General features: G+C 35.8%; 31 protein-coding genes and 2 riboswitches. Of the genes, 23 read left to right on the forward strand and 8 right to left on the reverse strand.

Going from position 1 to position 25,785, the window contains the following annotated elements:
- Nucleotides 1-140 precede the first annotated feature (140 nt).
- From AC3IS5_RS06380 to phoU, 5 genes are all read left to right on the forward strand, one after another.
- Complete coding sequence (locus AC3IS5_RS06380; RefSeq protein ID WP_489427045.1) at nt 141-1,115, forward strand: PstS family phosphate ABC transporter substrate-binding protein; 975 nt, start codon at nt 141-143, stop codon at nt 1,113-1,115.
- Nucleotides 1,116-1,181: 66 nt separating this feature from the next.
- Nucleotides 1,182-2,129 carry a phosphate ABC transporter permease subunit PstC gene (gene pstC, locus AC3IS5_RS06385; RefSeq protein ID WP_489427046.1) on the forward strand — a complete coding sequence of 316 codons (948 nt, stop codon included), beginning with the start codon at nt 1,182-1,184 and terminating at the stop codon, nt 2,127-2,129.
- 2 nt (nt 2,130-2,131) lie between these two features.
- The gene (gene pstA / locus AC3IS5_RS06390; protein ID WP_489427825.1) at nt 2,132-3,010 is read left to right on the forward strand and encodes a phosphate ABC transporter permease PstA; all 879 of its coding nucleotides are present in this window, start codon (nt 2,132-2,134) and stop codon (nt 3,008-3,010) included.
- A 19-nt stretch (nt 3,011-3,029) separates the two neighbouring features.
- A complete protein-coding gene (gene pstB, locus AC3IS5_RS06395) occupies nt 3,030-3,857 on the forward strand; it encodes a phosphate ABC transporter ATP-binding protein PstB (protein WP_489427826.1) in 828 nt (275 codons plus the stop codon).
- 14 nt (nt 3,858-3,871) lie between these two features.
- Nucleotides 3,872-4,531 carry a phosphate signaling complex protein PhoU gene (gene phoU / locus AC3IS5_RS06400; protein WP_489427047.1) on the forward strand — a complete coding sequence of 220 codons (660 nt, stop codon included), beginning with the start codon at nt 3,872-3,874 and terminating at the stop codon, nt 4,529-4,531.
- Nucleotides 4,532-4,713: 182 nt separating this feature from the next.
- On the opposite strand, the gene AC3IS5_RS06405 is transcribed toward phoU, so the two are convergent.
- Together AC3IS5_RS06405 and AC3IS5_RS06410 are read right to left on the reverse strand one after the other, a co-directional pair.
- Nucleotides 4,714-5,193 carry an endolytic transglycosylase MltG gene (locus AC3IS5_RS06405; RefSeq protein WP_489427048.1) on the reverse strand — a complete coding sequence of 160 codons (480 nt, stop codon included), beginning with the start codon at nt 5,191-5,193 and terminating at the stop codon, nt 4,714-4,716.
- Nucleotides 5,190-5,564 carry a hypothetical protein gene (locus AC3IS5_RS06410; RefSeq protein WP_489427049.1) on the reverse strand — a complete coding sequence of 125 codons (375 nt, stop codon included), beginning with the start codon at nt 5,562-5,564 and terminating at the stop codon, nt 5,190-5,192. The genes AC3IS5_RS06405 and AC3IS5_RS06410 overlap by 4 nt, the downstream gene beginning before the upstream one ends.
- A 227-nt stretch (nt 5,565-5,791) precedes the next feature.
- On the opposite strand from AC3IS5_RS06410, the gene rpmG reads away from it, so the two are divergent.
- The 5 genes from rpmG (at nt 5,792) to AC3IS5_RS06435 (ending at nt 10,156) form a co-directional block, all read left to right on the forward strand.
- Nucleotides 5,792-5,941, forward strand: coding sequence for a 50S ribosomal protein L33 (gene rpmG / locus AC3IS5_RS06415; protein WP_038186828.1), 150 nt, complete (start codon nt 5,792-5,794; stop codon nt 5,939-5,941).
- A gap of 67 nt (nt 5,942-6,008) precedes the next feature.
- Nucleotides 6,009-6,614, forward strand: a complete 606-nt coding sequence (locus AC3IS5_RS06420; RefSeq protein ID WP_489427050.1) for a 5-formyltetrahydrofolate cyclo-ligase — start codon at nt 6,009-6,011, stop codon at nt 6,612-6,614.
- On the forward strand, nt 6,598-6,801 hold the full coding sequence (locus tag AC3IS5_RS06425; protein ID WP_053416318.1) for a YqgQ family protein: 204 nt from the start codon (nt 6,598-6,600) through the stop codon (nt 6,799-6,801). Before AC3IS5_RS06420 ends, AC3IS5_RS06425 begins: the two co-directional genes overlap by 17 nt.
- Nucleotides 6,802-7,034: 233 nt before the next feature.
- On the forward strand, nt 7,035-8,933 hold the full coding sequence (locus tag AC3IS5_RS06430; RefSeq protein WP_489427051.1) for an LTA synthase family protein: 1,899 nt from the start codon (nt 7,035-7,037) through the stop codon (nt 8,931-8,933).
- 128 nt (nt 8,934-9,061) lie between these two features.
- Complete coding sequence (locus AC3IS5_RS06435; RefSeq protein WP_489427052.1) at nt 9,062-10,156, forward strand: YqgU-like beta propeller domain-containing protein; 1,095 nt, start codon at nt 9,062-9,064, stop codon at nt 10,154-10,156.
- Nucleotides 10,157-10,211: 55 nt separating this feature from the next.
- Here the strand turns inward: AC3IS5_RS06435 and AC3IS5_RS06440 are convergent, their stop codons facing one another.
- The gene (locus tag AC3IS5_RS06440) at nt 10,212-10,391 is read right to left on the reverse strand and encodes a DUF2759 domain-containing protein (protein WP_053416315.1); all 180 of its coding nucleotides are present in this window, start codon (nt 10,389-10,391) and stop codon (nt 10,212-10,214) included.
- Nucleotides 10,392-10,568: 177 nt separating this feature from the next.
- Between AC3IS5_RS06440 and AC3IS5_RS06445 the strand changes: the two genes are divergently transcribed.
- Entirely contained in the window at nt 10,569-11,210 is a 642-nt protein-coding gene (locus AC3IS5_RS06445) for an MBL fold metallo-hydrolase (RefSeq protein ID WP_489427053.1), read from the forward strand.
- 90 nt (nt 11,211-11,300) lie between these two features.
- Here AC3IS5_RS06445 and AC3IS5_RS06450 read toward each other — a convergent pair whose 3' ends face one another.
- The 3 genes from AC3IS5_RS06450 to AC3IS5_RS06460 form a co-directional block, all read right to left on the reverse strand.
- A complete protein-coding gene (locus AC3IS5_RS06450) occupies nt 11,301-11,648 on the reverse strand; it encodes a DUF6176 family protein (RefSeq protein ID WP_489427054.1) in 348 nt (115 codons plus the stop codon).
- Nucleotides 11,649-12,464: 816 nt separating this feature from the next.
- Nucleotides 12,465-12,707 (reverse strand): DUF2626 domain-containing protein, encoded by a 243-nt coding sequence (locus tag AC3IS5_RS06455; RefSeq protein ID WP_489427055.1) that lies wholly within the window; start codon nt 12,705-12,707, stop codon nt 12,465-12,467.
- Nucleotides 12,708-12,821: 114 nt separating this feature from the next.
- Complete coding sequence (locus AC3IS5_RS06460) at nt 12,822-13,517, reverse strand: helix-turn-helix transcriptional regulator (RefSeq protein ID WP_489427056.1); 696 nt, start codon at nt 13,515-13,517, stop codon at nt 12,822-12,824.
- 303 nt (nt 13,518-13,820) lie between these two features.
- Here AC3IS5_RS06460 and comGA point away from each other — a divergent pair, with 303 nt between their 5' ends.
- From comGA to AC3IS5_RS06515, 11 genes are all read left to right on the forward strand, one after another.
- Nucleotides 13,821-14,852: a competence type IV pilus ATPase ComGA gene (gene comGA / locus AC3IS5_RS06465; RefSeq protein ID WP_489427057.1), complete on the forward strand. Its 1,032-nt coding sequence runs from the start codon at nt 13,821-13,823 to the stop codon at nt 14,850-14,852.
- A gap of 25 nt (nt 14,853-14,877) precedes the next feature.
- Complete coding sequence (gene comGB, locus AC3IS5_RS06470) at nt 14,878-15,888, forward strand: competence type IV pilus assembly protein ComGB (RefSeq protein ID WP_489427827.1); 1,011 nt, start codon at nt 14,878-14,880, stop codon at nt 15,886-15,888.
- 15 nt (nt 15,889-15,903) lie between these two features.
- On the forward strand, nt 15,904-16,215 hold the full coding sequence (comGC, locus tag AC3IS5_RS06475) for a competence type IV pilus major pilin ComGC (RefSeq protein ID WP_489427058.1): 312 nt from the start codon (nt 15,904-15,906) through the stop codon (nt 16,213-16,215).
- A complete protein-coding gene (locus tag AC3IS5_RS06480; protein WP_489427059.1) occupies nt 16,208-16,669 on the forward strand; it encodes a prepilin-type N-terminal cleavage/methylation domain-containing protein in 462 nt (153 codons plus the stop codon). Before comGC ends, AC3IS5_RS06480 begins: the two co-directional genes overlap by 8 nt.
- Complete coding sequence (locus tag AC3IS5_RS06485) at nt 16,659-16,961, forward strand: hypothetical protein (RefSeq protein WP_489427060.1); 303 nt, start codon at nt 16,659-16,661, stop codon at nt 16,959-16,961. Before AC3IS5_RS06480 ends, AC3IS5_RS06485 begins: the two co-directional genes overlap by 11 nt.
- Nucleotides 16,946-17,404, forward strand: coding sequence for a competence type IV pilus minor pilin ComGF (gene comGF, locus AC3IS5_RS06490; protein ID WP_489427061.1), 459 nt, complete (start codon nt 16,946-16,948; stop codon nt 17,402-17,404). The genes AC3IS5_RS06485 and comGF overlap by 16 nt, the downstream gene beginning before the upstream one ends.
- A gap of 200 nt (nt 17,405-17,604) precedes the next feature.
- The gene (locus AC3IS5_RS06495; RefSeq protein ID WP_390392891.1) at nt 17,605-18,117 is read left to right on the forward strand and encodes a shikimate kinase; all 513 of its coding nucleotides are present in this window, start codon (nt 17,605-17,607) and stop codon (nt 18,115-18,117) included.
- 148 nt (nt 18,118-18,265) lie between these two features.
- Nucleotides 18,266-18,359, forward strand: a riboswitch (glycine riboswitch).
- A 3-nt stretch (nt 18,360-18,362) separates the two neighbouring features.
- Nucleotides 18,363-18,440: riboswitch (glycine riboswitch) on the forward strand.
- Between the two features lie 64 nt (nt 18,441-18,504).
- Nucleotides 18,505-19,608, forward strand: a complete 1,104-nt coding sequence (gene gcvT / locus AC3IS5_RS06500; RefSeq protein ID WP_489427062.1) for a glycine cleavage system aminomethyltransferase GcvT — start codon at nt 18,505-18,507, stop codon at nt 19,606-19,608.
- Nucleotides 19,609-19,634: 26 nt separating this feature from the next.
- Complete coding sequence (gcvPA, locus tag AC3IS5_RS06505) at nt 19,635-20,981, forward strand: aminomethyl-transferring glycine dehydrogenase subunit GcvPA (RefSeq protein WP_489427063.1); 1,347 nt, start codon at nt 19,635-19,637, stop codon at nt 20,979-20,981.
- Nucleotides 20,974-22,446, forward strand: coding sequence for an aminomethyl-transferring glycine dehydrogenase subunit GcvPB (gcvPB, locus tag AC3IS5_RS06510; RefSeq protein ID WP_489427064.1), 1,473 nt, complete (start codon nt 20,974-20,976; stop codon nt 22,444-22,446). The genes gcvPA and gcvPB overlap by 8 nt, the downstream gene beginning before the upstream one ends.
- Nucleotides 22,447-22,633: 187 nt before the next feature.
- Nucleotides 22,634-22,918, forward strand: a complete 285-nt coding sequence (locus AC3IS5_RS06515) for a hypothetical protein (protein ID WP_489427065.1) — start codon at nt 22,634-22,636, stop codon at nt 22,916-22,918.
- Nucleotides 22,919-23,012: 94 nt separating this feature from the next.
- Here AC3IS5_RS06515 and AC3IS5_RS06520 read toward each other — a convergent pair whose 3' ends face one another.
- Both AC3IS5_RS06520 and AC3IS5_RS06525 read right to left on the reverse strand, forming a co-directional pair.
- The gene (locus AC3IS5_RS06520; RefSeq protein ID WP_489427066.1) at nt 23,013-24,278 is read right to left on the reverse strand and encodes an ATP-binding protein; all 1,266 of its coding nucleotides are present in this window, start codon (nt 24,276-24,278) and stop codon (nt 23,013-23,015) included.
- Nucleotides 24,279-24,396: 118 nt separating this feature from the next.
- Nucleotides 24,397-24,777 carry a rhodanese-like domain-containing protein gene (locus tag AC3IS5_RS06525; protein WP_038186732.1) on the reverse strand — a complete coding sequence of 127 codons (381 nt, stop codon included), beginning with the start codon at nt 24,775-24,777 and terminating at the stop codon, nt 24,397-24,399.
- Between the two features lie 104 nt (nt 24,778-24,881).
- Between AC3IS5_RS06525 and AC3IS5_RS06530 the strand changes: the two genes are divergently transcribed.
- Nucleotides 24,882-25,715, forward strand: a complete 834-nt coding sequence (locus AC3IS5_RS06530; protein WP_489427067.1) for a lipoate--protein ligase family protein — start codon at nt 24,882-24,884, stop codon at nt 25,713-25,715.
- Nucleotides 25,716-25,785 lie beyond the last annotated feature (70 nt).

The following is a 25,785-nucleotide window of genomic DNA, read 5'->3' on the forward strand; positions in this document are numbered from 1 at the left end:
TTACAAAAAACGACAGCGATTTACAAAGCATTTACAATACCTATATATATCCTTACATTACATTTATATGTCCTCAACATGTCTACTTTATAGTTAACAGTGTAGTAAACAAACATAAAAACCTTAGGGGGAACAAACAGATGAAAAACTGGAAGTACTTCATGATGACATCAATCGTAGGCTCGGCACTTTTGTTAGGAGCATGTGGCAGTGACACAGAAGAAGGTAACAAAACGTCAAACAGCGGTGCAACTAGCCAAGAAACAAATGCAGGTGCAAGTGAGCAACTAGAAGGAAAAATCGCAGGAGACGGTTCTTCAACTGTAGCGCCAATCATGGAAGCAATCGTAGAGGAATATACAGCTGTTCAACCTAAAGTACAAGTTTCAGTAGGTGTCTCTGGAACTGGTGGAGGTTTTGAGAAATTCATAGCAGGTGAGACGGCGTTTTCTAACGCATCTCGTGAAATTAAAGAAGAAGAGGCTGCTAAGTTAAAAGAAGCAGGCATTGACTATACAGAAATGAAAATTGGTTATGATGGTTTATCTATCGTAGTAAATAAAGAGAATGATTGGATAGAAGATTTAACAGTAGATCAATTAAAACAAATTTGGACTGAAGATGGTAAAGAAAAGAAATGGTCTGATATCGATCCATCTTGGCCAAAAGAAAAAATTGTCTACTACTCTCCTGGTACTGACTCAGGAACATATGACTATTTCGATGAAGTTATTTTAGACGGTAAAGATTTAGCGAAAAAAGCAACTCTATCAGAAGATGATAACGTACTAGTACAAGGTGTTGAAGGCGATAAAAATGCTATCGGATTCTTCGGTTACGCCTACTACTTAGCAAATAAAGATAATCTTAAAATTGTTAAAGTTGGCGGAATTGAGCCAACAAATGAAACAATTAAATCAGGTGAATATTCACCGCTCTCTAGACCACTATTCATCTACGTGAAGAATAGCGAAGTAAAAGAAAATGCAGCATTCTATAACTTTATGAAATACGCTCTTGAAAATGCTGGTGATATGGCAGAAGCTGTAGGCTATGTTAGAACACCGGATGAAGATTACAAAAAAGACTTAGATGCTTTAGAAGGCTTGAAATAATCACTGGCTAGGGGAGCGAGTAGCAAAACGCTACCTGCTCCCCTTTTACTGAAGGGGGACTTCAACTTGGCTGTAAAAGAATCGACGGATAAACTGTCTGTTCAGGATTTAATTGCACAATCACGTGGTAAAGGATCTAAAAAGATAGTAGAAAAAGTAATGCCAATCTTATTGTTTACCACTGCTTTAATATCGGTATTAACAACGTTTGGAATAGTCTTCACACTTATTTTTGAAACATTTGAATTCTTTAAGGAAGTACCTATCATTGATTTCTTATTTGGTACGGAATGGCTCCCATTCTCAAGCAAGGAGCCGATGTACGGAATTTTACCGCTAATCTTAGGAACGTTAAAGGTAACAGTTATTGCAGTTTTAGTAGCAGTGCCACTCGGTATTGCAGCAGCAATTTACCTTAGTGAATATGCAAGTGATCGTACACGACGTATGATCAAACCGGTTCTAGAAGTATTAGCAGGTATTCCGACAATTGTTTATGGATTCTTTGCACTGACATTTGTCACTCCTATGTTACAAGAATTGATTCCAGGTTTGAAAATATTTAATGCATTGAGTCCAGGAATTGTCGTAGGAATCATGATATTACCGATGATTGCCTCGCTTTCTGAAGATGCAATGACTTCTGTACCAAATGCAATGCGAGAAGGAGCTTTGGCACTGGGTTCAACAAAACTGGAAGTAGCAATCAAAATTGTGTTACCAGCGGCATTGTCAGGGATATTAGCTTCGGTAGTACTTGCGGTGTCTCGTGCAATTGGTGAAACAATGATCGTATCTCTTGCTGGAGGAGCGACACCAACATTTGACTTTAGCGTGACGGATTCAATCCAAACGATGACGGCATATATTGTACAAGTTTCAACAGGTGATGCAGGGTATGGAACAACCATTTACTACTCAATTTACTCAGTTGGATTTACACTATTCATCTTCACATTGCTGATGAATTTACTCGCACATTTCATTTCAAAACGCTTTAGGGAGGAATATTGATGGTGAAATATGTTGATCATACGCAAGTTGTGAAGCGCATGAATGGGCGACTAGTTGTAAATAAGCTGTTGAAAACAGTTTTCTTATTAGCAATACTTTTCGCCTTAGCAATGCTTGGTATATTAGTTTACCGCATGTTTGATCAAGGTTGGGGTTATTTATCGGTAGACTTTATTTCAAACTTTGCATCTAGGTTCCCAGAAAAAGCAGGGATTAAAGCTGCACTCGTTGGTTCAATTTTTTTAATGTTAGTTGTGGCACCAGTTTCCCTATTTCTTGGGGTAGGAACGGCAATTTATTTAGAAGAGTATGCGAAGCAAAATAAAATAAACGCCTTCATCCGCATGAATATCTCGAATTTAGCTGGTGTTCCTTCTATAGTATTTGGGTTACTTGGTTTAACGATATTCGTTCGTTCGTTAGCATTAGGGAAAAGTGTACTAGCAGCGGGACTTACAATGAGTTTGCTGATCTTACCTGTTATTATAGTGGCTGCACAAGAAGCAATTCGTTCTGTACCAAAAGAATTAAGGGAAGCATCATACGGTATGGGAGCAACAAAATGGCAAACTATTTTAAAAGTTGTCTTACCATCAGCGGTACCTGGAATTTTAACAGGAAGTATTTTAGCACTGTCGCGAGCTATAGGTGAGACTGCACCGCTTGTTGTGTTAGGAATTCCAGTAATTGTTCATTTCTTACCAGATGGCATTTTGAGCGAATTCACAGCTTTACCGATGCAAATCTTTGACTGGGCAAAACGCCCGCAAGAGGAATTTCAATATGTTGCAGCGGCCGGTATTCTAGTATTGATGACATTCTTGGTTATCTTAAACTCTATTGCCGTCTTAATTCGAAATAAATTTCAACGTCGTTATTAAAAACTAGGGGGCTTCAATGATGGTTAAACTTCCAGTAAATGAAGTATATGAAACAAAAGGACAAAACTTTAAAGTAATTTCAAACGAAGACAAACGAACAGTGTATCATTCTAAAGACTTGAATTTATGGTACGGAGAACATCATGCCTTAAAAGATATAAATCTTGAAATGAAAGAAAATGAAGTAACGGCTATTATTGGTCCATCTGGTTGTGGTAAATCGACGTATATTAAAACGTTAAATCGAATGGTCGAGCTAATCCCATCTGTTCGTACAGAAGGTGAAATTTTATACCGTGAGCGTAATATTCTAGATAACAAATACCAAGTTGAAGAATTGCGTACTAAAGTCGGTATGGTATTTCAAAAACCAAACCCATTCCCAAAATCTATTTACGATAACATCGCTTATGGTCCACGTATACATGGTATTAAAAATAAGAAAATCCTCGATGAAATTGTTGAAAAAAGTTTACGCGGAGCAGCGATATGGGATGAAGTTAAAGATCGTCTAAACCAAAATGCATATGGTTTATCAGGTGGACAGCAACAACGTATTTGTATCGCTAGATGTCTTGCCATTGAACCAGATGTCATTTTAATGGATGAGCCAACTTCAGCATTAGATCCGATTTCTACTTTAAAAGTTGAAGAGTTAGTCCAAGAATTAAAAGAAAACTACTCGATTATTATTGTGACACATAATATGCAACAAGCAGCGCGTATTTCGGATAAAACGGCATTCTTCCTAAATGGAGAAGTGATAGAGTATGCGGCTACGAATCATATTTTCTCTACACCAACGGATAAAAGAACAGAAGATTATATTTCCGGTCGATTCGGTTAAGGAGGAATAGAAAGATGACGGTTCGTGAAAAATTTGAAAATGATTTAAAGCGAGTGCAAGGGCTAATGTTAGATTTATGTCATATGTCTATTCAAGCATTAGAAAAATCAGTTGAGGCTCTTTTTGACCAAGATATTGATGCGGCACTATTATTAATAGATCAAGATCGTTTTATCAACAGGTTAGAAGAACATTTAAATGATGAAGTCATTTTATTGATTGCCAAACAACAACCTGTTGCGACTGACTTACGTCGCTTAATCGTAATGATTAAAGCTGCCTCAGATATGGAGAGAATTGGGGATTACGCTGTAAATATCGCAAAAGAGACGATTCGTCTTGGTGAAACGAAAGTGGTCTATCCTACGGAGAAAATTGCACAAATGCGTGATCAAGCAATCGCTATGTTAAAAAATATGGTACAGGCATTTATTGAAGAAGATATGAACAAAGCTAAAGAAATTGCGCTCTTAGATGATCAAATTGATGCTTTATATGGAGAAGCAATCGTTGAGATTTTAAATACGCCGACCGAAAATATGAAAGATATTGGCCAAGTCGCGCAATTATCTTTTGTTTGTCGCTATTTAGAGCGTTCGGCAGATCATGCCACAAATTTAGCTGAGCTGTTATTTTACCTAGTGAAGGGTAAGCATTATGAGTTGAATCAATAGCCGATTCATAAAAGCAAGCAAGCTGACTAATTTGCCAGCTTGCTTTTTGTTGTTGACCGAGTTAATACTGGTGATGTACTTTCAACTTAGCAGAGTTTTAATAGAAAAACGTCCATTGAGTACGTTGAATACTCAATGGACGTTGAAGTTTTTCAGAACTTAATGACCTGATTGCATTTCAATTATTTACTACGTGTAATTTTCTTAACAATTTCAGCGGTAGTCATTTTGACGTTTAAATCGTAAGTCCCTATTTGAAGACTAGATGCTTTGTCATTTTTGATGATGTAAAGTTCGAAGTCACCAGCGTCTTTAATTATACCGGCTTTCTCAAGAGCTGAACTTACTTCTGAAGTACCCATTCCCTTTTTAATAACAAGTGTATACGACTTTGCCGTTTTTTTAACTGAGGCATTTACAGCTACTGTATTATTTTTTAGTGCGCTGTAATCTGTTTGTATTTTAGCAAGCTGCTCTTTTGCTTCAGCAGCTTCAGCGTTGATTGCTTCTAGTTCGTTCTTTTTGATAAGGACCGTCCCTTTAGGCACATTTATATTCGCTGCTTCAGTGTCAGCATCACTTGTTATAAAATCCGTGATGGTGAAGCTAGCACCCGCTATAAAAAGGGCGATGCCAAATGCTCGGATGGATGATTTTCTCATACGCGGCTGCCTCCACTTTGAAGGACTTCTTGCACCTGTTCCACTGATAGAGAAGATCGCTTACTTATTTCAGGGATAGTATAGCCCTGCTTATGTAGCGTTTGCACTTGACTGACAATGATTTGGTGAATACCTTTAGTGGATGCAGCTACCGGAGATGCTACTTTTTTAGTTGTTCCTTTCAACTTGGGCTCTAATAATAATTCTTCCTCGATTACTTTTAAGCGACGCTTAAGTTGATGCGTTTCCTGATAAAAATTAAGAGAAAGTTCTTCAACATCTCCCTCGATTTGTGTCGAATGATCTTTGATGAAAAACGAAGCAATTATTACGATAATCCCGACAATCATTAATATAGATGATAATTCCAAAATCTTTCACCTCAATAGGTTTAAATAGTTGTGATACCATTTTATCATAAAGTAGGACATAATACTCCTGCTCTTCAAACAGTATCCCACGTTTAGCCACGTATTAGACGAAATTTCCAGAAGAAATGACAGTAGATTTTTTCCGAAGTTATGATATAATAAGTTAGTCGTATAAATCATGCTCACTAAAGACATTTTATTCTTGATATAGAGTGGGAGGGGTAAAGATGCGCGTTAATATTACATTAGCTTGCACTGAATGTGGCGAACGTAACTACATTTCTAAGAAAAACAAGCGTAACAATCCAGAACGTCTTGAATTGAAAAAATATTGCTCTCGTGATAAGAAGAACACTCTTCACCGTGAAACGAAGTAATAACTGTTGCCAAAACCACGAGTGGTTTTGGCTTTTTCCGTTCTTTGGACTAAAAGGAGTGAACCCCTTGGATAAAAAAACACTACGTCGAGATATGAGAGCGCAGCTTGCTCAAATGTCAAAAGCGCAATATGATGCATACTCATTGCAAATTCACGAAAAACTATTAAGAGAATCTTCTATTAAAAAAGCGAATGTAATTGGTTTAACCATATCAGCCTTTCCAGAAGTGAATACAATGCCATTAATTGAAAAACTCTGGTCACAAGGCAAACGAGTAGCGGTTCCTAAATGCGAGCCTAAAACACGTGCTATGATATTCTATGAAATTACATCATTCGATCAATTAGAAACGGTCTATATGCAACTGAAAGAACCTATTCCTGCTTTAACAAAAGAAGTGCCAAAGGAAGAAATCAATTGTTTGATTGTTCCAGGTGTTGTATTTGATCGGTTTGGTTATCGCGTAGGCTTTGGCGGTGGCTACTATGATCGGTATTTAGCCAGCTATAACGGAGAGCGAATCAGCTTAGCTTTTGGAGTACAGCTCATACATAAAGTACCGACAGATCAATATGATTTACCGGTTCATAAAATAATTACAGAGACAAGCGTTATTAATTGTCTTGAATATCGAAAGGAGTCACAATCAGTCGATGAAAACAGTATATGATGTGATGCAATTTTTGAAACGCTTTGGTACATTTATTTATACAAAAGATCGCGTTGCGGATTTAGAACTGATGGAGGATGAGATACGAGAACTCTATTCTTCACATTTAATAGACATACAGGATTACCAAATGGCTTTGATGATTCTACGCCAAGAAATTTCGAAAGAGAAAAGGAATAGACAATAATTGTAAGGGGTGGTAGAATTTATTTTCTACTACTTTTTTTAAGATTAATGAAACTTTTACATGACTCATCCGTCTAATAAAGAGTCTGTAATAAAAACGGAGAATTGATTATATAATATGTGATGTAACATTTTTGTTGCGTTGTTGTAAAAAAAGGATTATGATATATTTTGTTTCTTTCATATATGAAACTAAAATTGTAAAGAACGAAAGAAAGTAGGGGGATGTTAGGAATGAATTTTAAAAAAGCACCTAAACATTCAATTTTGGCTTTAGCAATAATAGCCACTTGGATCAAAACATATATAACATATCAAACAGCTTTTGATATGAAAATTGAAAATACAATGCAGCAACTGATTCTGTTTATTAACCCAATTAGCTTTTTGCTATTTATTTATGGGTTATCGTTATTCTTTAAAACTGCAAAAGCACGTAATCGCTATATAATTATCACAAGTAGTATTCTAGCAATTGTTTTATATGCTAACGTTGCTGTTTACCGCTTCTTCGATGACTTTATAACATTACCGATGTTGTTCCAAACAAGTAACTTCGGTGACCTAGGAAACTCTGCATTATCTTCTATGTACTTTACAGATGTTTTCTACTTTACAGACGTTGTTTTGTTAATACTAGCAGTTAAGTTTTTACCTGTAGCAAAAGAAATTTTCGTAGTTAAACCGAAAATGCGTCGTACGTATTTTGTTTTATCATGTGCAATGTTATTCTTAAACCTTGGTTTAGCTGAAATGGAACGTCCACAGTTACTAACACGTAGCTTTGACCGTGAAATTTTAGTGAAGAATATTGGTACTTACAATTACCATCTATATGATATTTACATTCAATCAAAATCACATGCTCAACGTGCATTAGCTGATGGTAGTGAGTTAACAGAAGTTACAAACTACGTAAAATCTAATCAAGCAAAAGCTGACGATAAAATGTTCGGTATTGCAAAAGACCGCAACGTTATTGTTATCTCGCTTGAATCAACTCAAGACTTTGTCATTAATAATGAAATGAATGGCCAAGAAATTACACCATTCTTAAACTCTTTAACAAAAGATAAAGACACATTCTACTTCGATAATTTCTATCACCAAACTGGTCTTGGAAAAACATCGGATGCTGAATTTATTGTTGAAAACTCATTGTTCGGGACAGGTCGAGGAGCTGTTTTCTTCACTAATAGTGGGAATACATTCAACTCGATGGCTGAACGTTTAAATGGTGAAGGTTACTATACTTCAGTCCTACACTCAAATAATAAGAGTTTCTGGAACCGTGATATGATGTATAATGCATTTGGTATTAAGAAGTTCTATGATATTGATTCATTTGATGTAAATGATGATAATTCTGTTAACTGGGGACTAAAAGATATTCCGTTTATGGAACAATCAGTGGATATTATGAAAACAATGCCACAACCTTTCTATACACGTATGTTATCTTTAACAAATCACTACCCATTCACTTCTGATGAAGAGGATCAATTCATTGAGCCTTACACATCTGGAGATGGCACAGTGGATCGTTATTTCCAAACTATGCGTTATACAGACGAAGCTATTAAAAAGCTGTTTGCTGATTTAAAAGAAAAAGGCTTATATGATAATTCAATCATTGTAATGTATGGTGACCATTATGGTATTTCTGAAAACCATAATAGAGCAATGGAACAATATTTGGGTAAAGAGATTACACCATTTGAAACAGCTCAGCTACAACAAGTACCATTCTTCGTGCATATTCCTAACTCAGGTGAAGGTAAAGTAATGCATGAAGTGTCGGGTCAAATGGATGTTCGCCCAACATTATTACACTTATTAGGTGTTGATACATCTAATGACGTACAATTAGGTACAGACTTATTCTCTAAAGACAAAGAAGACTTCGTTACATTCCGTGATGGTCGTTTCGTAACTGATAAACTAGTTTATGCTGGAGAAGTTTGTTACGATAAAGAAACAGGTGAAAAAACGGATAAAGCAAAATGCGAGCCGTTTATTGAAAGAGCAAATAAAAAACTAGAATACTCTGATCGTATTATTAATGGTGATTTACTCCGCTTTTATGATGAAAAAACTGGAGCTTTAAAATCAAGTTCAGAAGAAACTAAATAAATCCTTTTGAAAACCTACATGAATCTATTCATGTAGGTTTTTTTATGAAAATCCATAATTTTCTACTTATAACGAAACCTTTTTAGTTTATAATCGTATAATAGATGTGTGTGAAGAGGGGGCACAATATGAAAAAATTTATGATGTATCTAGTCCTCGCTTGTGCCATTTTCCTAGTTGGGTGTAATAAAGAAGCTTCACAACCAAATTTAGATGCGGATTCAAATAACCCGGAAGCGGTTGAACAAAAAAGGGTTGCAACAGAAGTTCTTGATTATTCTATGAAGACAGAAGATTTACATAGTATTGTTGGGTTTCTATCTGAAACAACAATTTTGTATGTTGCTTATGAATCAGACAGTTTCCACCTAGTAACTTATAATTTAATTACAGGTGAAAAAGAGAAGATTTATTCAGAAAAGGACCAAATTATTCAAGTGATGATCCATTCTTCTAAAAAGCAAATTATCGTTCAATCTTCCACAAACTCCTCATCTGCAACGGTAAAGATGATTTCGTTAAAAGGGGAAATCCTACATAGTGTCGATATTCAATCCTCTGAGTTATCAATTATGTGGAATCCTAACAACCCTCAATTAGTCGCCTTCACAGCATTCCAGGGGGATTTTTCGTACCAATGTTATGTCTTTGATGGTGAACAGGAAAAGTTGCATAAGATTGATCCTAGTAATCCATTTTTAGTTTGGCAATCCGATGATATTTTACTATATAACCGTTGGACAGCTCGTCAGCTTAATGGTGGTAAAATAGTAGAATTAAATTGGAAGACTGGTCAGGAACAACAAACTGATTTAAAAAAAGTTGTCTATTTGGATACAGAGAAGGATGCTAGATTAACAGTTCAAATTGATTTCGAAACAGAACAGTTTTCTTATTTATTAAAGAACAAAAATAAGGAAATCACTTGGCAAGCACCTGCATTAAGTAATTATTCTCAATGGTTTGTTCCGGATTTAGTTTGGTTAGAGGATCAATCAGTGATGGCTATATTACCAACTGAAGGTGGTTTGTTGGATGATTATTCAGGTGAATTTAAGTTGATGAAAATTTCAGAAGAAAAAGTAGAAGAGTTAGTAACGCTTGATGAGTATACAATGATTACTTGCTCTCCAAAAGGTTCACTTTGTTTATATGGCAATGATTTAGAGCAAGTTATGTCGTTTGAACCTTACAAAAAGAAAAAATGGTTAACCCTTGAATAGAAGACAAAAAAAAGCTGTGGTATAAAAACCACAGCTTTTGTTGTCCCACTTTGTATTAGTGAAGAGATGGTGGGAACCCTTGATTTAAGATAGTCATAAATACGAACCATCCGAACACTGCAAATGTAGCAAAGTTAAAAGCAATTCCTAGAACGCTTTTTTCTTTAAGAGACTGTACAGTGCCAACTAGACCTAGAATTGCGACTAAGCCAAAAATAACCATTAATAAGTTCAATATAGACACTCCTTTCGACATCCGAAAATGAATGCCGCAAACAATATTCCTCTTCTATTGTAAAGCTAATTAGTACTTTTGTCGAGATTAAAAAGTGACGGATATTTGAACGAAGGATGTTATCATATATGTACCATTTCATGACGGAATCTGTATAATATAGTGGAGGTGAATAGAATGTTAAATATTCGAACATATACATTAGGACCAGTTCAAACAAATTGCTATATTATTTCAAATAAAAAGAAAGAATGTCTTGTGATTGATCCGGGTAGTGAAGGTGAGAGACTTGTACAGCAATTAAGAGCATTAAATTTGCGTCCGTTAGCTATTTTGTTAACACATGCTCATTTTGATCATATTGGAGCAGTAGATGCAGTGAGAGATGCTTTTAAAGTACCTGTTTATTTACATAAGGCGGAAACAGATTGGTTGATTGATCCAATGAAAAATGGTTCTGGTCGATATGCGGAATTACCAAATATAACAACACGGCCAGCAGATCATGTAATTGATCAACCACAAGAATTAACTATAGGACCTTTTGAATTTGAGATTGTACACACTCCAGGTCATTCTCCGGGTAGTATTTCATTTATATTCAAAGATGAAGGATTTGCGATAGTTGGAGATACTCTATTCCAAGGTAGTGTGGGACGCACAGATTTAGTAGGTGGTAATGAAAAACTATTATTAAAATCCATCCATGATAAGCTCTTATCGTTAGGTGAGAATCTAATCGTTTATCCAGGTCATGGAGATACAACTACTATTGGAAATGAAATGGAGCAAAATCCGTTTTTGAATGGGTTTTTATAAAATTTAGGGTTAAAATGAAGAAAAAACCGATTAGTGAGTGAAACCTTACTAGGCGGTTTTTTTATGTAATTTGATAGAGAACACATTAACTTAGGTCATGTTTCTTTTTATTTTTTCTGGAATCATAACAACTTCGGTTGATAGATTAACTGGTTTAAAGGTTGGGTCAATGCATTCATCCCAATAGTTTAAATGCTTTTCATCAATCCAATGTGTAGAGTCCTCTACAGCATTTCCACCTTTTCCTTGTACAGCGTACCAATACAAATACTCCTCATTATTCCAAACTTCACGGAAGATTGTTTCAACGTACATTTTTTCTCCTTCTAATGTAACAAGAACATCCTTCATGTTATCATTTAAAAACTTTAACCATTCCGTAACTTTTTCTGTTTTTCCTTGTTGAACTCGATATCTCGTGCATTCAATTTCTAGCATTTACTATTCCTCCAGTCAGTTGCATGACTCCTCTTTGATAAGATGGAATTCAAATATTTTTTGATATCATAATAAATTGAACAGATAATATTTATTATTAATATTCAAACAAAAGTAAGATATGTTTAATTATAGATAAACAAAATGGTAATTACAACCATTTTTGTTTGAGGTTATGTAGAGATAGCTTATTAGTATTTAAATTATTGGAAATAGGTATGTAAGTAGGAAAACAGTTTTAGTTTTGTTAAAAGAACGAAAAAAAAGTTTGAAAGGAGGGGAGGGTTATTCGACTGAAGAATAATGACCTAGGTGTGGTTTTTACGAATTATCGATAAAAATTATAAGGCATGGAAGTTAATAAGAGAGTTGGATGAAAACAATAAATAATGGAGAAAAGTCCTGAATAATAAACTACTTGCTTTCACATTCTAGGATACTTTTTAAACGATCGAGGGAAATATCGAATATAAAGACGTGAATATTCTGCTAAATAACAAAGGGGAGAGTTAGCGCAACAAAGAGCGGAGTTAGTGCAACAAACATTTGAGTTAGTGCAACAAACAACTCGGTTAATGCAATAAACATCTAAGTTAGCGCAACAAACAAATTTAAACGCAAAAAAAAAGAGGCTTTGAAGGCCTCTTAAATAGAAGATATAAATCTTCTTCATCTAGGGGATGTTTCTCACCATATAGAATGGAGAGGGTTAAAGTTAAGCTACAATTACAATTATAACAAGCATTAATAAGGTGTCAATAGTGGAAAATGCACAAAATAAAAAAGACAGCTTTGTACTGTCTTTTTTATTTACTATTAATTTCCTGCGCCTGCAACGTGAATGAATGTAGTATAGTACGTGAAGCCTGCGAAGAAAACTGTTAAGTAAGCACCGAAGATGTACATATACATACGTTCCGTTAGGTTTAAGTATCCTAATAGAAGGAAAAACCCTGTATTAGCTAAGAATAATAGCGAAACTTCTTTCATATCACCTAAATAAAACATAACTGCGAAAATCCCTGTCCAGAAGCCCATTACTTTATACATATTATCCATATATGATTCCCTCCTTTTGCGACGACACAATAATCTCTTATCCATTATAAATGATTTGAAACCAACATGTAAACCGCTACTTAGGTTTACTTTGTGACAAAGCAGTGTAAAAAATTAAATATCAATTCGATAAGTGCAGTATTTACAGCTTTCAATCATGCTATCAATTTGCGCAAATTCTTGTACATCAAATAAGTATTCAAATTGGCCTTTTAAGAATGATTCATGCAAGTCACAAACGAGTGATGCGTGTTTCTCGATTTGACTATGGAAAGGACAATTATAAACAGCAAAGCGGATTGTTTTTCCTTCGGGCTTATCGAGAATTACAGGAACATAACCAATAAATGAGGCAGCTTCTGTAATGATCTCTACACGTTCATCAAATGAAATGAACGATTTATCCCTTTGACGATTAGATAAGATTGATTGAATTTGTTCGACACCTTTTTTGTAGCAAATCTTTTTACCGATAGTATTGGCATCTTCACCAAGTTCTATAATGATTTCTAGAACCCAACTTAATAATTCCTCATAATTTCGTTGAGGGAAGGTTAGAGCAATGCCGTTAGCAACAGCTTTATATTTTCTTCCAGGCCGGCCGCCTTTTCCTGTCTTTTCATATTCAGACTTAATTACATCAATTTCGTTTAATTTAGTTAAATGAAGTCGCGCAACGTTTGGGTGAATTTGGAATTTATCAGCGATGTTTTGGACTGAGAAAGAATCTTTTTCTTGTAACATATATTGATAAATTGAAAATCTTGTTTCATCTGCTAGTGTACTTGTGATTTTTAATGGATGTAACATGAAAAGGTTCCACCTCCTGTATATTTATCTTTATTATAAAACAATATAAAATATCTATCAGTATAAAACTGATATATTCAAAAAAATAAGTAGAATAATGTAAAAAAGTGAAAGATTACTAGCCTTTTTTCGTTGAAAATCTATTTTGAGATAATAGAAAAGCTTTAAAATTATATATTATGCTTTTTCAACAACGCATAATATTAATTTGCATGATTGTATATATTTTCTTGTTTTTGCGGTGTATAATTTCGCTAACGGATAAGGAGCGGTCGTTATTCGTCGTGGTAGAAAGGGGGCAATATGTCATTTACTGAGACAGTTGTGGAGCAAAAAAGTGAGCATCTATTGTTGAAGGCAATACATTTTGGCGCATCCGACTTACATTTAATGCCTAGTGAAAACGACTATTTACTATACTTTCGAAAATATGGGCAGCTCGTGTCTGCTGGACAACTTCCCCTAGAATTGGGTGATCGGATGATTTCCTACTTTAAATTCCTCTCCTCTTTAGATATTAGTGATAAGCGTAGACCTCAAAGTGGTTCGTTTCAGCAAGTTTTAAATGAACAGCCAACTGCTTTTCGCGTATCCACATTACCATCCATTTTCATGCGGGAAAGCTTGGTCATTCGTATAATGTTGCAGGACCACGCAATTCCAATTTCTTCCCTATGTTTATTCGCTGAATCGGCAAAGCATTTATCGCAATTAGTGAAAAAGAGACAAGGCATCTTATTTTTCACCGGTCCAACTGGATGCGGTAAATCTACATCATTATATTCCCTTATACATTATTGCTCTAATGAACTAAAAAAGCACGTCATATCCTTAGAAGATCCAGTGGAAAATAGTCAATCCAATTTATTGCAAATTCAAGTGAATGAAAGAGCCGGTGTTACATACGCAGCCGGACTAAAAGCAATTTTAAGACATTCCCCCGATATTATTATGATTGGCGAAATACGTGATCAAGAATCGGCTAAGATTGCAATAGAAGCTGCATTAACAGGGCATCTTGTTTTAACTACGATTCATTCAATGGATACAATCGGCTGTTTATTCCGTTTACTAGATTTGGGCATCTCTTTAGAAGAGTTAAGGCAAACAGTAATTGGAGTGGTTGCACAGCGATTAGTAAAGAAAGCAAATTCTCAAGATGAAGAAAGATTATCGGCCATTTATGAGATATTAGCAGATGGAACTCTAGCGGAAGCCATAGAACACGTGAAGAGCGATAAAAAATTCATACTGCCACTAGAACTCTCTTTAGAAGGACAGATGAAAAAAGGGGTGAGTTTGGGTGCAATTACAGCTCAACCTTCACCGATTTAGTAAAAAGAGTAAAACTTTACCTAAGATGAAAGATAGGGCGAACTTTTTGAAAAAGATGAGCGTATTGCTAGAGGAAGGCTATACATTTCGAGATGCTTTATCTATGTTATTACCTCATCATGTTGAAGAATTATCAGAAGTGGAATCTTTGGTAGAAGAAAAATTTCGAAGCGGTTCTAATATGAGTGAAATTCTGCAATTGCTCGGCTTTCAGAAAAGCTATTTAATGACCATTCATGTGGCGGAGCAACAAGGAAGAGTTGTAAGAGCCCTTGATTCTATAGCAAGTCAAATGATCACGAAGGAAGAAACCCAAAAAAGACTACAAAAGCTAATGGCCTATCCTGCGATTTTGTTTGGCTTTTTAGTTCTGCTCTTTTTTGGATTTCGGACCTATTTTTTACCCAATATGTCTTCAATGATGCTTTCTAGAGATGGTGATGCAAGTGTATCTAAATTAACACTATCCACTTTCTTCTTGCATATTCCAGATGCCTTGATTATTGCAGCCTGTGGAAGTATCTTATTTGCGTTTATGGCTTGGAAGAAAATAAGCAAGAAAGAGATTGGTCACCAAATGATATTGTATTTGAAAATTCCAGTTCTCAGTCGATGGTTTCGTCTGCAATTAACACGCCAATTTGCTTATGAGTTGGGTGGGCTTTTAGAAAGTGGTCTTTCAATGCAAGAAAGTTTAATTATTTTACAGCAACAAGAGTTACAACCATTCATGGCGAAAATAGCAGGTGAAATACGTGAACGAGTTATTTTTGGTGATTCACTTTCTACTGCGGTAAATCATATGAAGATTTTTCAAAAAGGATTTAATGCACATATACAACATGGCGAAGAAGGTGGCAATCTAGGTAGAGAACTTCAAATCTATAGTGATTTTTTGACGGATAAAACCGAAGCGAATATGACTAGAGTGCTAGCTATTATTCAACCATTACTTTTTTGTATTATCGCAGTTTGTATTCTTGGAGCTTATTTAGCTATTTTATTGCCAATGTACGAAATGATGGAAATGGTTTAAGAGAGGAGAACCGACATGCAATTATTAAAACAACAGAAGGGCTTTACTTTAATCGAAATGCTCATTGTTTTGTTTATTATTACAGTGTTGATTTTGATTGCAATACCAAATGTAACAAAGCACTTTAGCACAGTAGATGATAAAGGGTGTAGAGCATATGTCAATATGGTACAAGGACAAGTTGAAGCATATCGTATTGACGAAAAAAAGTATCCAACATCGATTGAAATGTTGGAGGACACAAAGTATTTAAAGCAAGATACAAATGCTTGTGCAGGAAAAAAGATTCAAATTTCGGATGGAGAAGTTTCTACAATAGATGAGTAATAAAGAAGCTGGTTTTACATTCGTCGAATTGTTATTAGTACTAACGGTTACAATGATAATTTGCTCTTTAAGCATGGCATTAGGAAAAGCAAAGTTGGATGAACGAATGGTTAATCGGTTTTTATATCAATTAATGCTAGATATCGAGCAGGTGCAAAGTGAGTCAATTGGTAGCGAGGTTTTTTCATATCTAGAATTTATCGACGATGGAAAGAAATACAGAGCATATACATTGGACGGGGAAGGTAATTCGCCAATTAATACAAGACGTTATTATTTTACACGCGAACTACCAGAGGGGGTTACGTATAGTTACAGCAGTCCATTACGTCAGATTAAAATTGATTCTAAAGGTACATTCTCGAGTTTTGGTACTTTGGTTTTTGTAACGCCAACTGGGAATAAATCACTTATTATTAATATTGTTAAAGGAAGGATGAAAATTGTGGAATGACAAAGGGAACGCATTACCAGAAACATTATTAACTCTAGTTATTATTTTGACGATATTCGGAACTCTTTTACCAGCATTGCAAATGATGAAAGGTACTTTAAGTGATAAGAAAATGGCGATGTACGCCGCTGAAACAGCTTACCAAGCTTCTCAACGAGTCGAGCAGGGGGAGCAACTTCAAGGTAGTCGAACTATAGAAAGTGTTAACTATCAATGGTATTTCACGAATAATGAAGTATGCGTATTTTATGAAAACTTAAAAGGACAACAGCAAAAATGTATTCGGCCATAAAACGTCTAATAGAAAATCGTTCTGGTTATACGTTAGCGGATGCCCTTTTGCAACTGATGGTCCTTATGCTGTTTTCACAGTTATTTATGTTCTTCTATCCTTGGTATGAAGAGTCAAATAGAACTTTTCATCAACGACAGGAAATTGAATGGGAGCTATTTACGTATGATTTGCAATCCTATTTGTTAGATATAAAAACGATTGGCATAGGCGCAAATGCTAATTTACACATTGGAAAGGATAATCGAAGTTTCTCTATCAATAGATCGAGTGCTGTAGTACGTATGCAAAAGGAAGGGCAAGGAAACGAGCCAATGCTGATGAATGTTTATGAAATACAGTTTTTTATTGATGCAGATCGTACAACTTTAACTACAAAAGTATTGTTTACGAATGGCTTAAGGAAGGAGAAAGATTTTGTTATTACGTATGTTAAAGAGTGAAAAAGGCATGCTTCTTCCAGTAGCGATGATTCTATTATTTTTTTGTACGAGTTACCTTTTGAGCACTGTGATGTCTTATGAATCTCATTTTCGAACGTATAATTCATTGGAATCAGCGTATGTTCGTGCTACTATAAATAAAATACAAGAAATTGAAAATAGCACAGAGTAACAGTCGTCGTTGATGAGAAGGTGAAAAAATGAGAAAAGTATATTTAGTAGGGTTTATGGGTTGTGGTAAAAGCGCAATTGGTAGACGTTTAAGCTACTATTTGAAAATGCCCTACTATGATATGGACCAAGAAATTGTTAGAAGAGAGAAAATGACGATTCCTGAAATATTTGAAAAATACGGAGAAGAGCACTTTCGTCAACTGGAGACGGATTTTTTACGGAATTTCCGAGATGAGTTTTGCATCATTTCAACAGGTGGTGGTGTAGCGATGAATCCTCAAAATCGTAGAATAATGCGTCAAACGGGACTAGTCCTTTTTTTAGATGCGACATTTTCAGATATTTGGAAGAGAATCCATAAAGATAAAAACCGTCCAATCGTCCAACGTTCTACAAAGCAAGAATTAGAAGATTTATTTTATAAACGCCGAAAATTTTATAGAGAAGCTACACATATCACAATTCGGACAGAAAATCGTTCACTAAAACAGATTGTTGAATATACAGCTTTTCAAATAAAACGTCTAAAAGGCGAATGAAATATGAAGTAACGCCAGATAATGTTCGTTTATAAACTATTTTACAAAAGTTATTGCATGATACCCCTATTCAATGTTAGGATATAGACGAGACGTATTGTTATAGAACAATGACATGGAAATACTACCAAGATTCCATCTTGGGCGGATGATTGTACGGGGAGAGAACGTCTGGAGACGTCGCCGAAGGAGCAAATAACAAAAGTTATGAATCTCTCAGGCAAAAAGACTCGTACGGGACGCAACTCTGGAGAGAGCTGTATTGATTACAGCCACCAAAGAGGACAGCCGTAATGGTAAAACTTTCAGGTGCATGGACAGAGAATCCTAATTATAGGATTTCTCTGTCCATTTTTTTTTGTTCTAAACAAATGAGGAGGAAGATTAGTGACTAATGAATTAAAAAGAACGCCTTTATTCGAAGAGTATTCGAAGTATGGTGGGAAAACAATTGATTTTGGTGGTTGGGAATTGCCTGTTCAATTTTCTTCTATTAAAGCCGAGCATGAAGCAGTTCGCACAAAAGCTGGACTATTTGATGTATCTCATATGGGTGAAATCTTCGTTGAAGGTTCAGAAAGTTTAGCTTACTTGCAAAAGCTTGTTACTAATGATGTATCGAAAATTGCCATTAACCAAACACAGTATACTGCGATGTGCTATGAAAATGGTGGCGTTGTAGATGACTTACTCATTTATAAATTAGCAGAAGATCGTTATTTATTAATCGTAAATGCGTCGAATATTGAAAAAGACTTTGAGTGGATGAAGACGTTAGTGTCAGGTGATGTGAAGTTAACAAATGCATCAGATGAATACGGTCAATTAGCATTACAAGGTCCACTTGCAGAAAAAGTATTACAAACATTAACTGAAACACCATTACAAGACATTAGACCATTCCGTTTAGAACAAAATGTATCGATTGCGGGTTATGACACGCTTATTTCTCGTACGGGTTACACAGGCGAAGACGGCTTTGAAATTTATGCAGCACCTGAAGCAATCATTGCTTTATGGGGCAAAATCTTAACAGTAGGAGAAGCTGATGGTGTAGTACCATGTGGTTTAGGTTCACGTGATACATTACGTTTTGAATCTTGCTTACCGCTATACGGCCAAGAATTATCAAAAGATATTTCACCACTTGAAGCGGGTATTAATTTCGTTGTGAAATTAAATAAAGAAGTAGATTTCGTTGGGAAATCGGCATTACAAGCTCAAAAAGAAAATGGCGTACCACGTAAGAGTATTGGTATCGAAATGATTGATAAAGGTATTCCACGTCACGGTTACCCAGTGTTTAAAGGTGATACTCAAATCGGTGAAGTAACAACTGGTACACAATCACCATTAACAAAACGTAATATCGGTTTAGCATTAATCGATAGTGAGTATGCGGAGCTTGGGCAAGAGCTTGAGATTGAAATCCGTAACCGTCGCTTAAAAGTGGTTACTACTGCAACACCATTTTATAAACGCCAAAAATAATTTTCATGAAGAGAGGGTTTTTTCGAATGAAGCATCGGTACTTACCTATGACTGAGCAAGATCAAAAAGATATGCTAAATGTAATTGGCGTCTCTAATGTTGATGAATTATTCTCAGACATCCCAGAAAAAGTTCGTTTTAAAGGAAACTACAACATTAAACCTGCAAAATCTGAATCAGCATTGTTAAAAGAGTTAGCACAACTTTCTAAACAGAATGCAAATAGCGATGAATATGCATCATTCTTAGGTGCAGGAGTCTATGATCACTATAAACCAGTAATTGTTGACCACGTTATTTCACGTTCAGAATTCTATACAGCTTACACACCTTACCAACCTGAAATTTCACAAGGTGAATTACAAGCTATTTTCGAATTCCAAACTATGATTGCTGAATTAACAGGCATGGATTTAGCAAACTCATCTATGTATGACGGTGGGACAGCTCTTGCTGAAGCTGGTATGCTTGCAGCGGCACATACTCGTCGCAAAAAGCTATTAGTTTCTGGTGCGGTTCATCCAGTTTCACATGACGTAGTTAAAACATATGCTCTTGGTCAATCGATTGAAGTAGTAAATGTTCCATTAAAAGATGGTGTCACTGATCTTGATGCGTTAAAAGAATTAATCGATGCAGATACAGCTGCTGTGATGGTTCAATATCCTAACTTCTACGGTCAAGTAGAGAACGTACAAGCAATTGCAGACTTAATCCACGATGCAAAAGGCTTATGTGTCGTATCTTCTAACCCATTATCACTTGGTATTCTAACACCTCCAGGTAAAATGGGTGCGGATATTACTGTCGGGGATGCTCAACCATTCGGTATTCCAGAAAGCTTTGGCGGGCCACACTGTGGTTACTTCGCTGTTACAAAAAAATTAATGCGTAAAGTACCTGGCCGTTTAATTGGTGAAACAATTGATGATGAAGGTCGTCGCGGTTATGTATTAACTTTACAAGCACGTGAGCAACATATTCGTCGTGAAAAAGCGACTTCTAATATTTGTTCAAACCAAGCGTTAAATGCACTTGCAGCTTCAGTTGCAATGACAGCACTAGGTAAAAAAGGTGTGCAAGAAATTGCTACTCAAAATATTTTAAAAACACACTATGCTAAAGAAGCTTTTGAAAAAGCAGGTTTCACTGTTGCTTATAAAGGCGCACATTTCAACGAGATCGTTGTGAAGTGTAATACATCTGTTTCTACTATTAATAAGGGACTTTTTGAAAAAGGCATTATTGGTGGCTTTGATTTAGGTAAAGTAGATGCAGCACTTGAAAACCATGCACTAATCGCTGTTACTGAACAACGTACAAAAGAAGAAATCGATGCACTTGTGCAAGAAATGGGGGCTCTCCATGCATAACGACAATCAACCACTTATTTTTGAACTTTCAACAGAAGGTCGCGTAGGCTATAGTTTATCAGAGCTTGATGTACCAGCAGTAGATTTAGCTGCTATCTTACCAAGCGAATTTATTCGTACAGAAGAAGCGGAACTTCCTGAAGTATCAGAACTTGATATTATGCGTCATTATACTGCGCTATCTCGCCGTAACCACGGTGTAGATTCAGGTTTCTACCCACTTGGTTCATGTACAATGAAATATAACCCGAAAATTAACGAATCAGTTGCACGTTTTGCAGGATTTGCTAATATTCACCCATTACAAGATGAGTCTACTGTACAAGGTGCACTTGAGTTAATGTATGATTTACAAGAGCATTTAATCGAGATCACTGGTATGGATGAAGTAACACTTCAACCAGCTGCTGGTGCACACGGTGAATGGACTGCATTAATGATGATTCGTGCTTTCCACGAAGCAAACGGTGACTTCCAACGTACGAAAGTACTTGTGCCAGACTCTGCTCACGGTACAAACCCAGCATCAGCAACAGTTGCAGGTTTTGATACAGTAACTGTGAAGTCTGATGAAAACGGTCTTGTAGATTTAGAAGACTTACGTCGCCTAGTTGGGGATGATACAGCAGCACTTATGTTGACTAACCCAAATACATTAGGTCTTTTTGAAGAACATATTCTAGATATCGCTGAAATCGTTCACTCGGTTGGCGGTAAAGTATATTATGATGGTGCAAACTTAAATGCGGTTATGTCTAAAGCACGTCCTGGTGATATGGGCTTTGACTGCGTTCACTTAAACTTACACAAAACTTTCACTGGTCCTCACGGTGGTGGTGGTCCTGGTTCAGGTCCAGTTGGCGTAAAAGCAGACTTGATTCCATACCTTCCAAAACCAGTATTAGTGAAAACAGAAGAAGGCTATCATTTCGATTATGACCGTCCACAATCAATTGGTTGCGTGAAGCCATTCTATGGTAACTTTGGTATTAATGTTCGTGCATATACTTATATCCGTTCAATGGGTCCAGATGGTCTTAAAGCAGTAACTGAAAATGCAGTAATTAATGCAAACTATATGATGAGAAGATTAGAGCCATACTTTGATCTACCTTACAACCGTCATTGTAAGCATGAGTTTGTATTAAGTGGAAGCCGCCAGAAGAAACTTGGCGCTCGTACACTTGATATGGCAAAACGACTGTTAGACTTTGGCTACCATCCACCAACAACTTACTTCCCGTTAAATGTGGAAGAAGGTTTAATGATTGAACCAACTGAAACAGAATCAAAAGAAACACTAGACGCTTTCTGTGACGCAATGATTCAAATTGCTAAAGAAGTAGAAGAAACACCAGAAGTAGTGCAAAATGCACCACATACAACTGTTATTGGCCGTCTTGATGAAACAAGAGCAGCTCGTAACCCAGTGTTACGATACGAAAGAGAAACAGTAGAAGTATAATATATTCGTATATTGAAAACCTCTAGCACTTTGCTAGGGGTTTTCTCATGATTTGTATATAAAATGGCTTAATGAAAAGATCATGTTAGTTATGGAAAAAATCGCTTGGACATAGACAGATGACTTTAAAATTGCTATGCTAACATAGATGCAGTATGAATCAATGTGTGAAAAAAGGGGAGTTTTCATGGCTTACTTTAAAGGTATAAATGATACAACTAATGATCAAAATGACTTGCTAAAATCCTTAAAAGAGGATTATCAAGAATATACGGTTGACGAATTAATTTCTGAATTGTACATAAAGCAACAAAAAGAACAAAGTACGTTAATCTATTTCACTCCAGATGCGCATACAAAGGCGCTAATGGAATACGAAAAGAAAATCATTTATGATTTGCTACATAAACATGGTTTAACGAATCTACAAATTTTACAAGAAATCAATAAGCAAAAAACTATTAAAGATTAAAACAGTAAGTTCAGTGAGCAAACCCGTTATTTAACCCTATTCGAAAAAAACACCCCCTAGAGATTGATTAATTCTTTCTCTAGGGGGTGTTTTCCTAGAATCCTATATTTACTTCATTTCTTTCCCATTCATTACGGAAGGCCTTTTTACGTTGTTTTTGTAAATCTTTGATACATTTCTCGTAATCGAGTTTTTTATCATAATGCCAATTTAGAGCGACTGACATATATAATTCATTGAGTTGAGACATAGAAAGTTCTTTTGAAAGTTTAGCAGCATCCATTAGCTCATCTTCTGTGAATATATGCTGAATATCCAATTTGCGTAAATATGTAGCACGTATTTCAGTTGTAGGATTCATAATCTCATAAGCTCTATCAAATCTTCCTGCACGGTTGATTAAAGCAGGATCGATGCGGTCAGGATAATTGGTCGTACCAATTAAAAAAATACCTTCACGTGATTGTGCGCCGTCGAGTGTATTTAAAAATAAAGAACGTGTATATTCGGGCATAGAGTCAATATCTTCAATAACAAGTATTGCAGGAGCCAAACTTGTTACCATACGGAAGACCTCTTCAATGGATTCACTTGAGGTATGCTCAGTAATTTGCCAATACACAACAGGAGCTGTTACAGAGCCTGTAATGGACCTTACAAGCGTAGTCTTTCCGTTTCCAGGTGAGCCATATAATAAGATCCCTCTTTTATAAGGAAGGCCGTAATGTTTAAAGAAATTGCCACCGTCATTGAAAAACTCATCAATTGAACGGAAAATCTCTTGCTTAAGTGAAGGTTCTAAGAAAACATCATCTCGTGTAATTTGCTTACCTGAGCCGTAACTCCGTCGTTTAATACCATCATGAACATCAACTAAGTATGTGACAGTTTCCATCAACATTTGACGTAACTGTTCTTGAATAGCTTCGATAAAATTCATCATTTTCTCCGCACTAGTTGTAAAATAGAAAAACTCTGGCCATTCTGAATCGGAGCGGAATACAGGGATCTGTGTAATAGCTACTTCATAATCAGGGAAGTAGATCAAAGAATTACTAAATGTCTTGATTGATTTTAACTGATTATCTAATTGATCTTCTGAGACAGAATTTAAGACAATGCTAGGTAATGACGCATATATATAACTCAAATTTTCATAGCGGATTAATTCCTTTTCCATCATTTCTAGTAAATGATGATGAAATTGTGAATTATTTAGTTCTACAGTTACGCCACGAAAATCAGCAGGGTGTATTTCATTTAGTTTTTTTGAGATGCGCTCAAAGACGGCAGATACATCTGCGTAGTTAGGGATGTCTTGTCGCAGATTTTCGTGAAAAGTATATAAGAATTTTGGCATTATATCCTCCTTTATGGACGTTATTAGCTAATAGCTATAAACATATATAAATAAGAAAAAAGAGAGCCATTTCTGTTGAAAATAGAAATGACTCTTTTTTATTTGCAACGCAATCAAATTACTTCACTTTGATTTTGCCTGTCCAATTTTTGTATCCACCTTGTAATTGGTATACTTGATCATAGCCTTTTTTCTTTAATAACATAGCAGCACGTGCACTGCGTCCTGCATTTTGGCAATACAAGTAAACAGGTTTGTCTGGGCGAATTTCTTTATAGCGTTGACGAAGTTGTGAGGTTGGAACGTTACGAGCACCTAGAATATGACCACCGTCAAATTCTTTTGGCTCACGCACATCTATTAATTGCGCTTTACGATAACCTTCAATAAATTCTTCTTGTGTTAATGTTGTAACTGCTTTTTTGAAACGAAGAGCGTTCACCAAAGCGTATACAATCACCACAAATAAAACAATTGCTAATGTATATAACCAACTCAAATCGTCTTACCCCTTTCTATCTACAGTAATATTATAAAAGAACATGTAGCGATAGTCCAATGAGTTTGTTAAAATAGATAAGTTGATTATAAGGAGGAGACCAAATGAAAACAACATGGTATTTTATTAATTCAGGTCCTTGTAGCCCTGCATTCAATATGGCATTAGATGAAGCGCTCCTACATTGGCATAGTAAAGGTTTAATTCCACCAGTTATTCGATTTTACGAATGGAATCCAGCAACACTTTCTATTGGTTATTTTCAACGTGCAGAAAAAGATATTGATTTTGAACAATTACATAAATTAAATGTAGGATTTGTACGCCGTCCGACAGGCGGACGTGCAGTCTTACATGAACATGAACTAACATATAGCATCATCGTTAATGAAGACTACCCAGACATGCCTAAAACGGTGACTGAAGCTTATAGAGTATTAAGTGAAGGCTTATTACTAGGATTCCGAAACTTAGGGTTAGATGCGTATTTTTCGGTCCCTGATTCAGATGAAAAACGAGCAGATTTGAAAACTCCGAAGAGCGCAGTTTGTTTTGATGCGCCAAGTTGGTATGAATTAGTAGTAGAAGGTAAGAAGGTAGCAGGTAGTGCACAAACGCGACAAGAAGGTGTCATTTTACAACATGGAGCGATATTAATCGATCTCGATGATGAAAAATTGATCTCTCTTTTTAAATTTCCATCGGAAGCTTCAAAGGAGCGTATGCGCAAACATTTACCACAAAAAGCGGTAGCTATTAATCAGTTAGCGCAAAATCCTATCGATGTTCAAACATGTATATCTGCTTTCCGCAAAGGATTTGAGGACGGATTAGACATAGAACTTGTACCGTATACGTTAACGCAGGAACAAATGGATTTTGTTAATAATTTAGCAAAAACTCGCTATGAAAGTGATGAATGGAATTTTAGAAAATAGTAGTCTTTTTGACTTATTTTAGTTTTGTAAAAACCGAAAAATCGCTTCCAATGTTGTTAAATCAACATTT

This window comes from Viridibacillus sp. KH_047, from assembly GCF_057838945.1.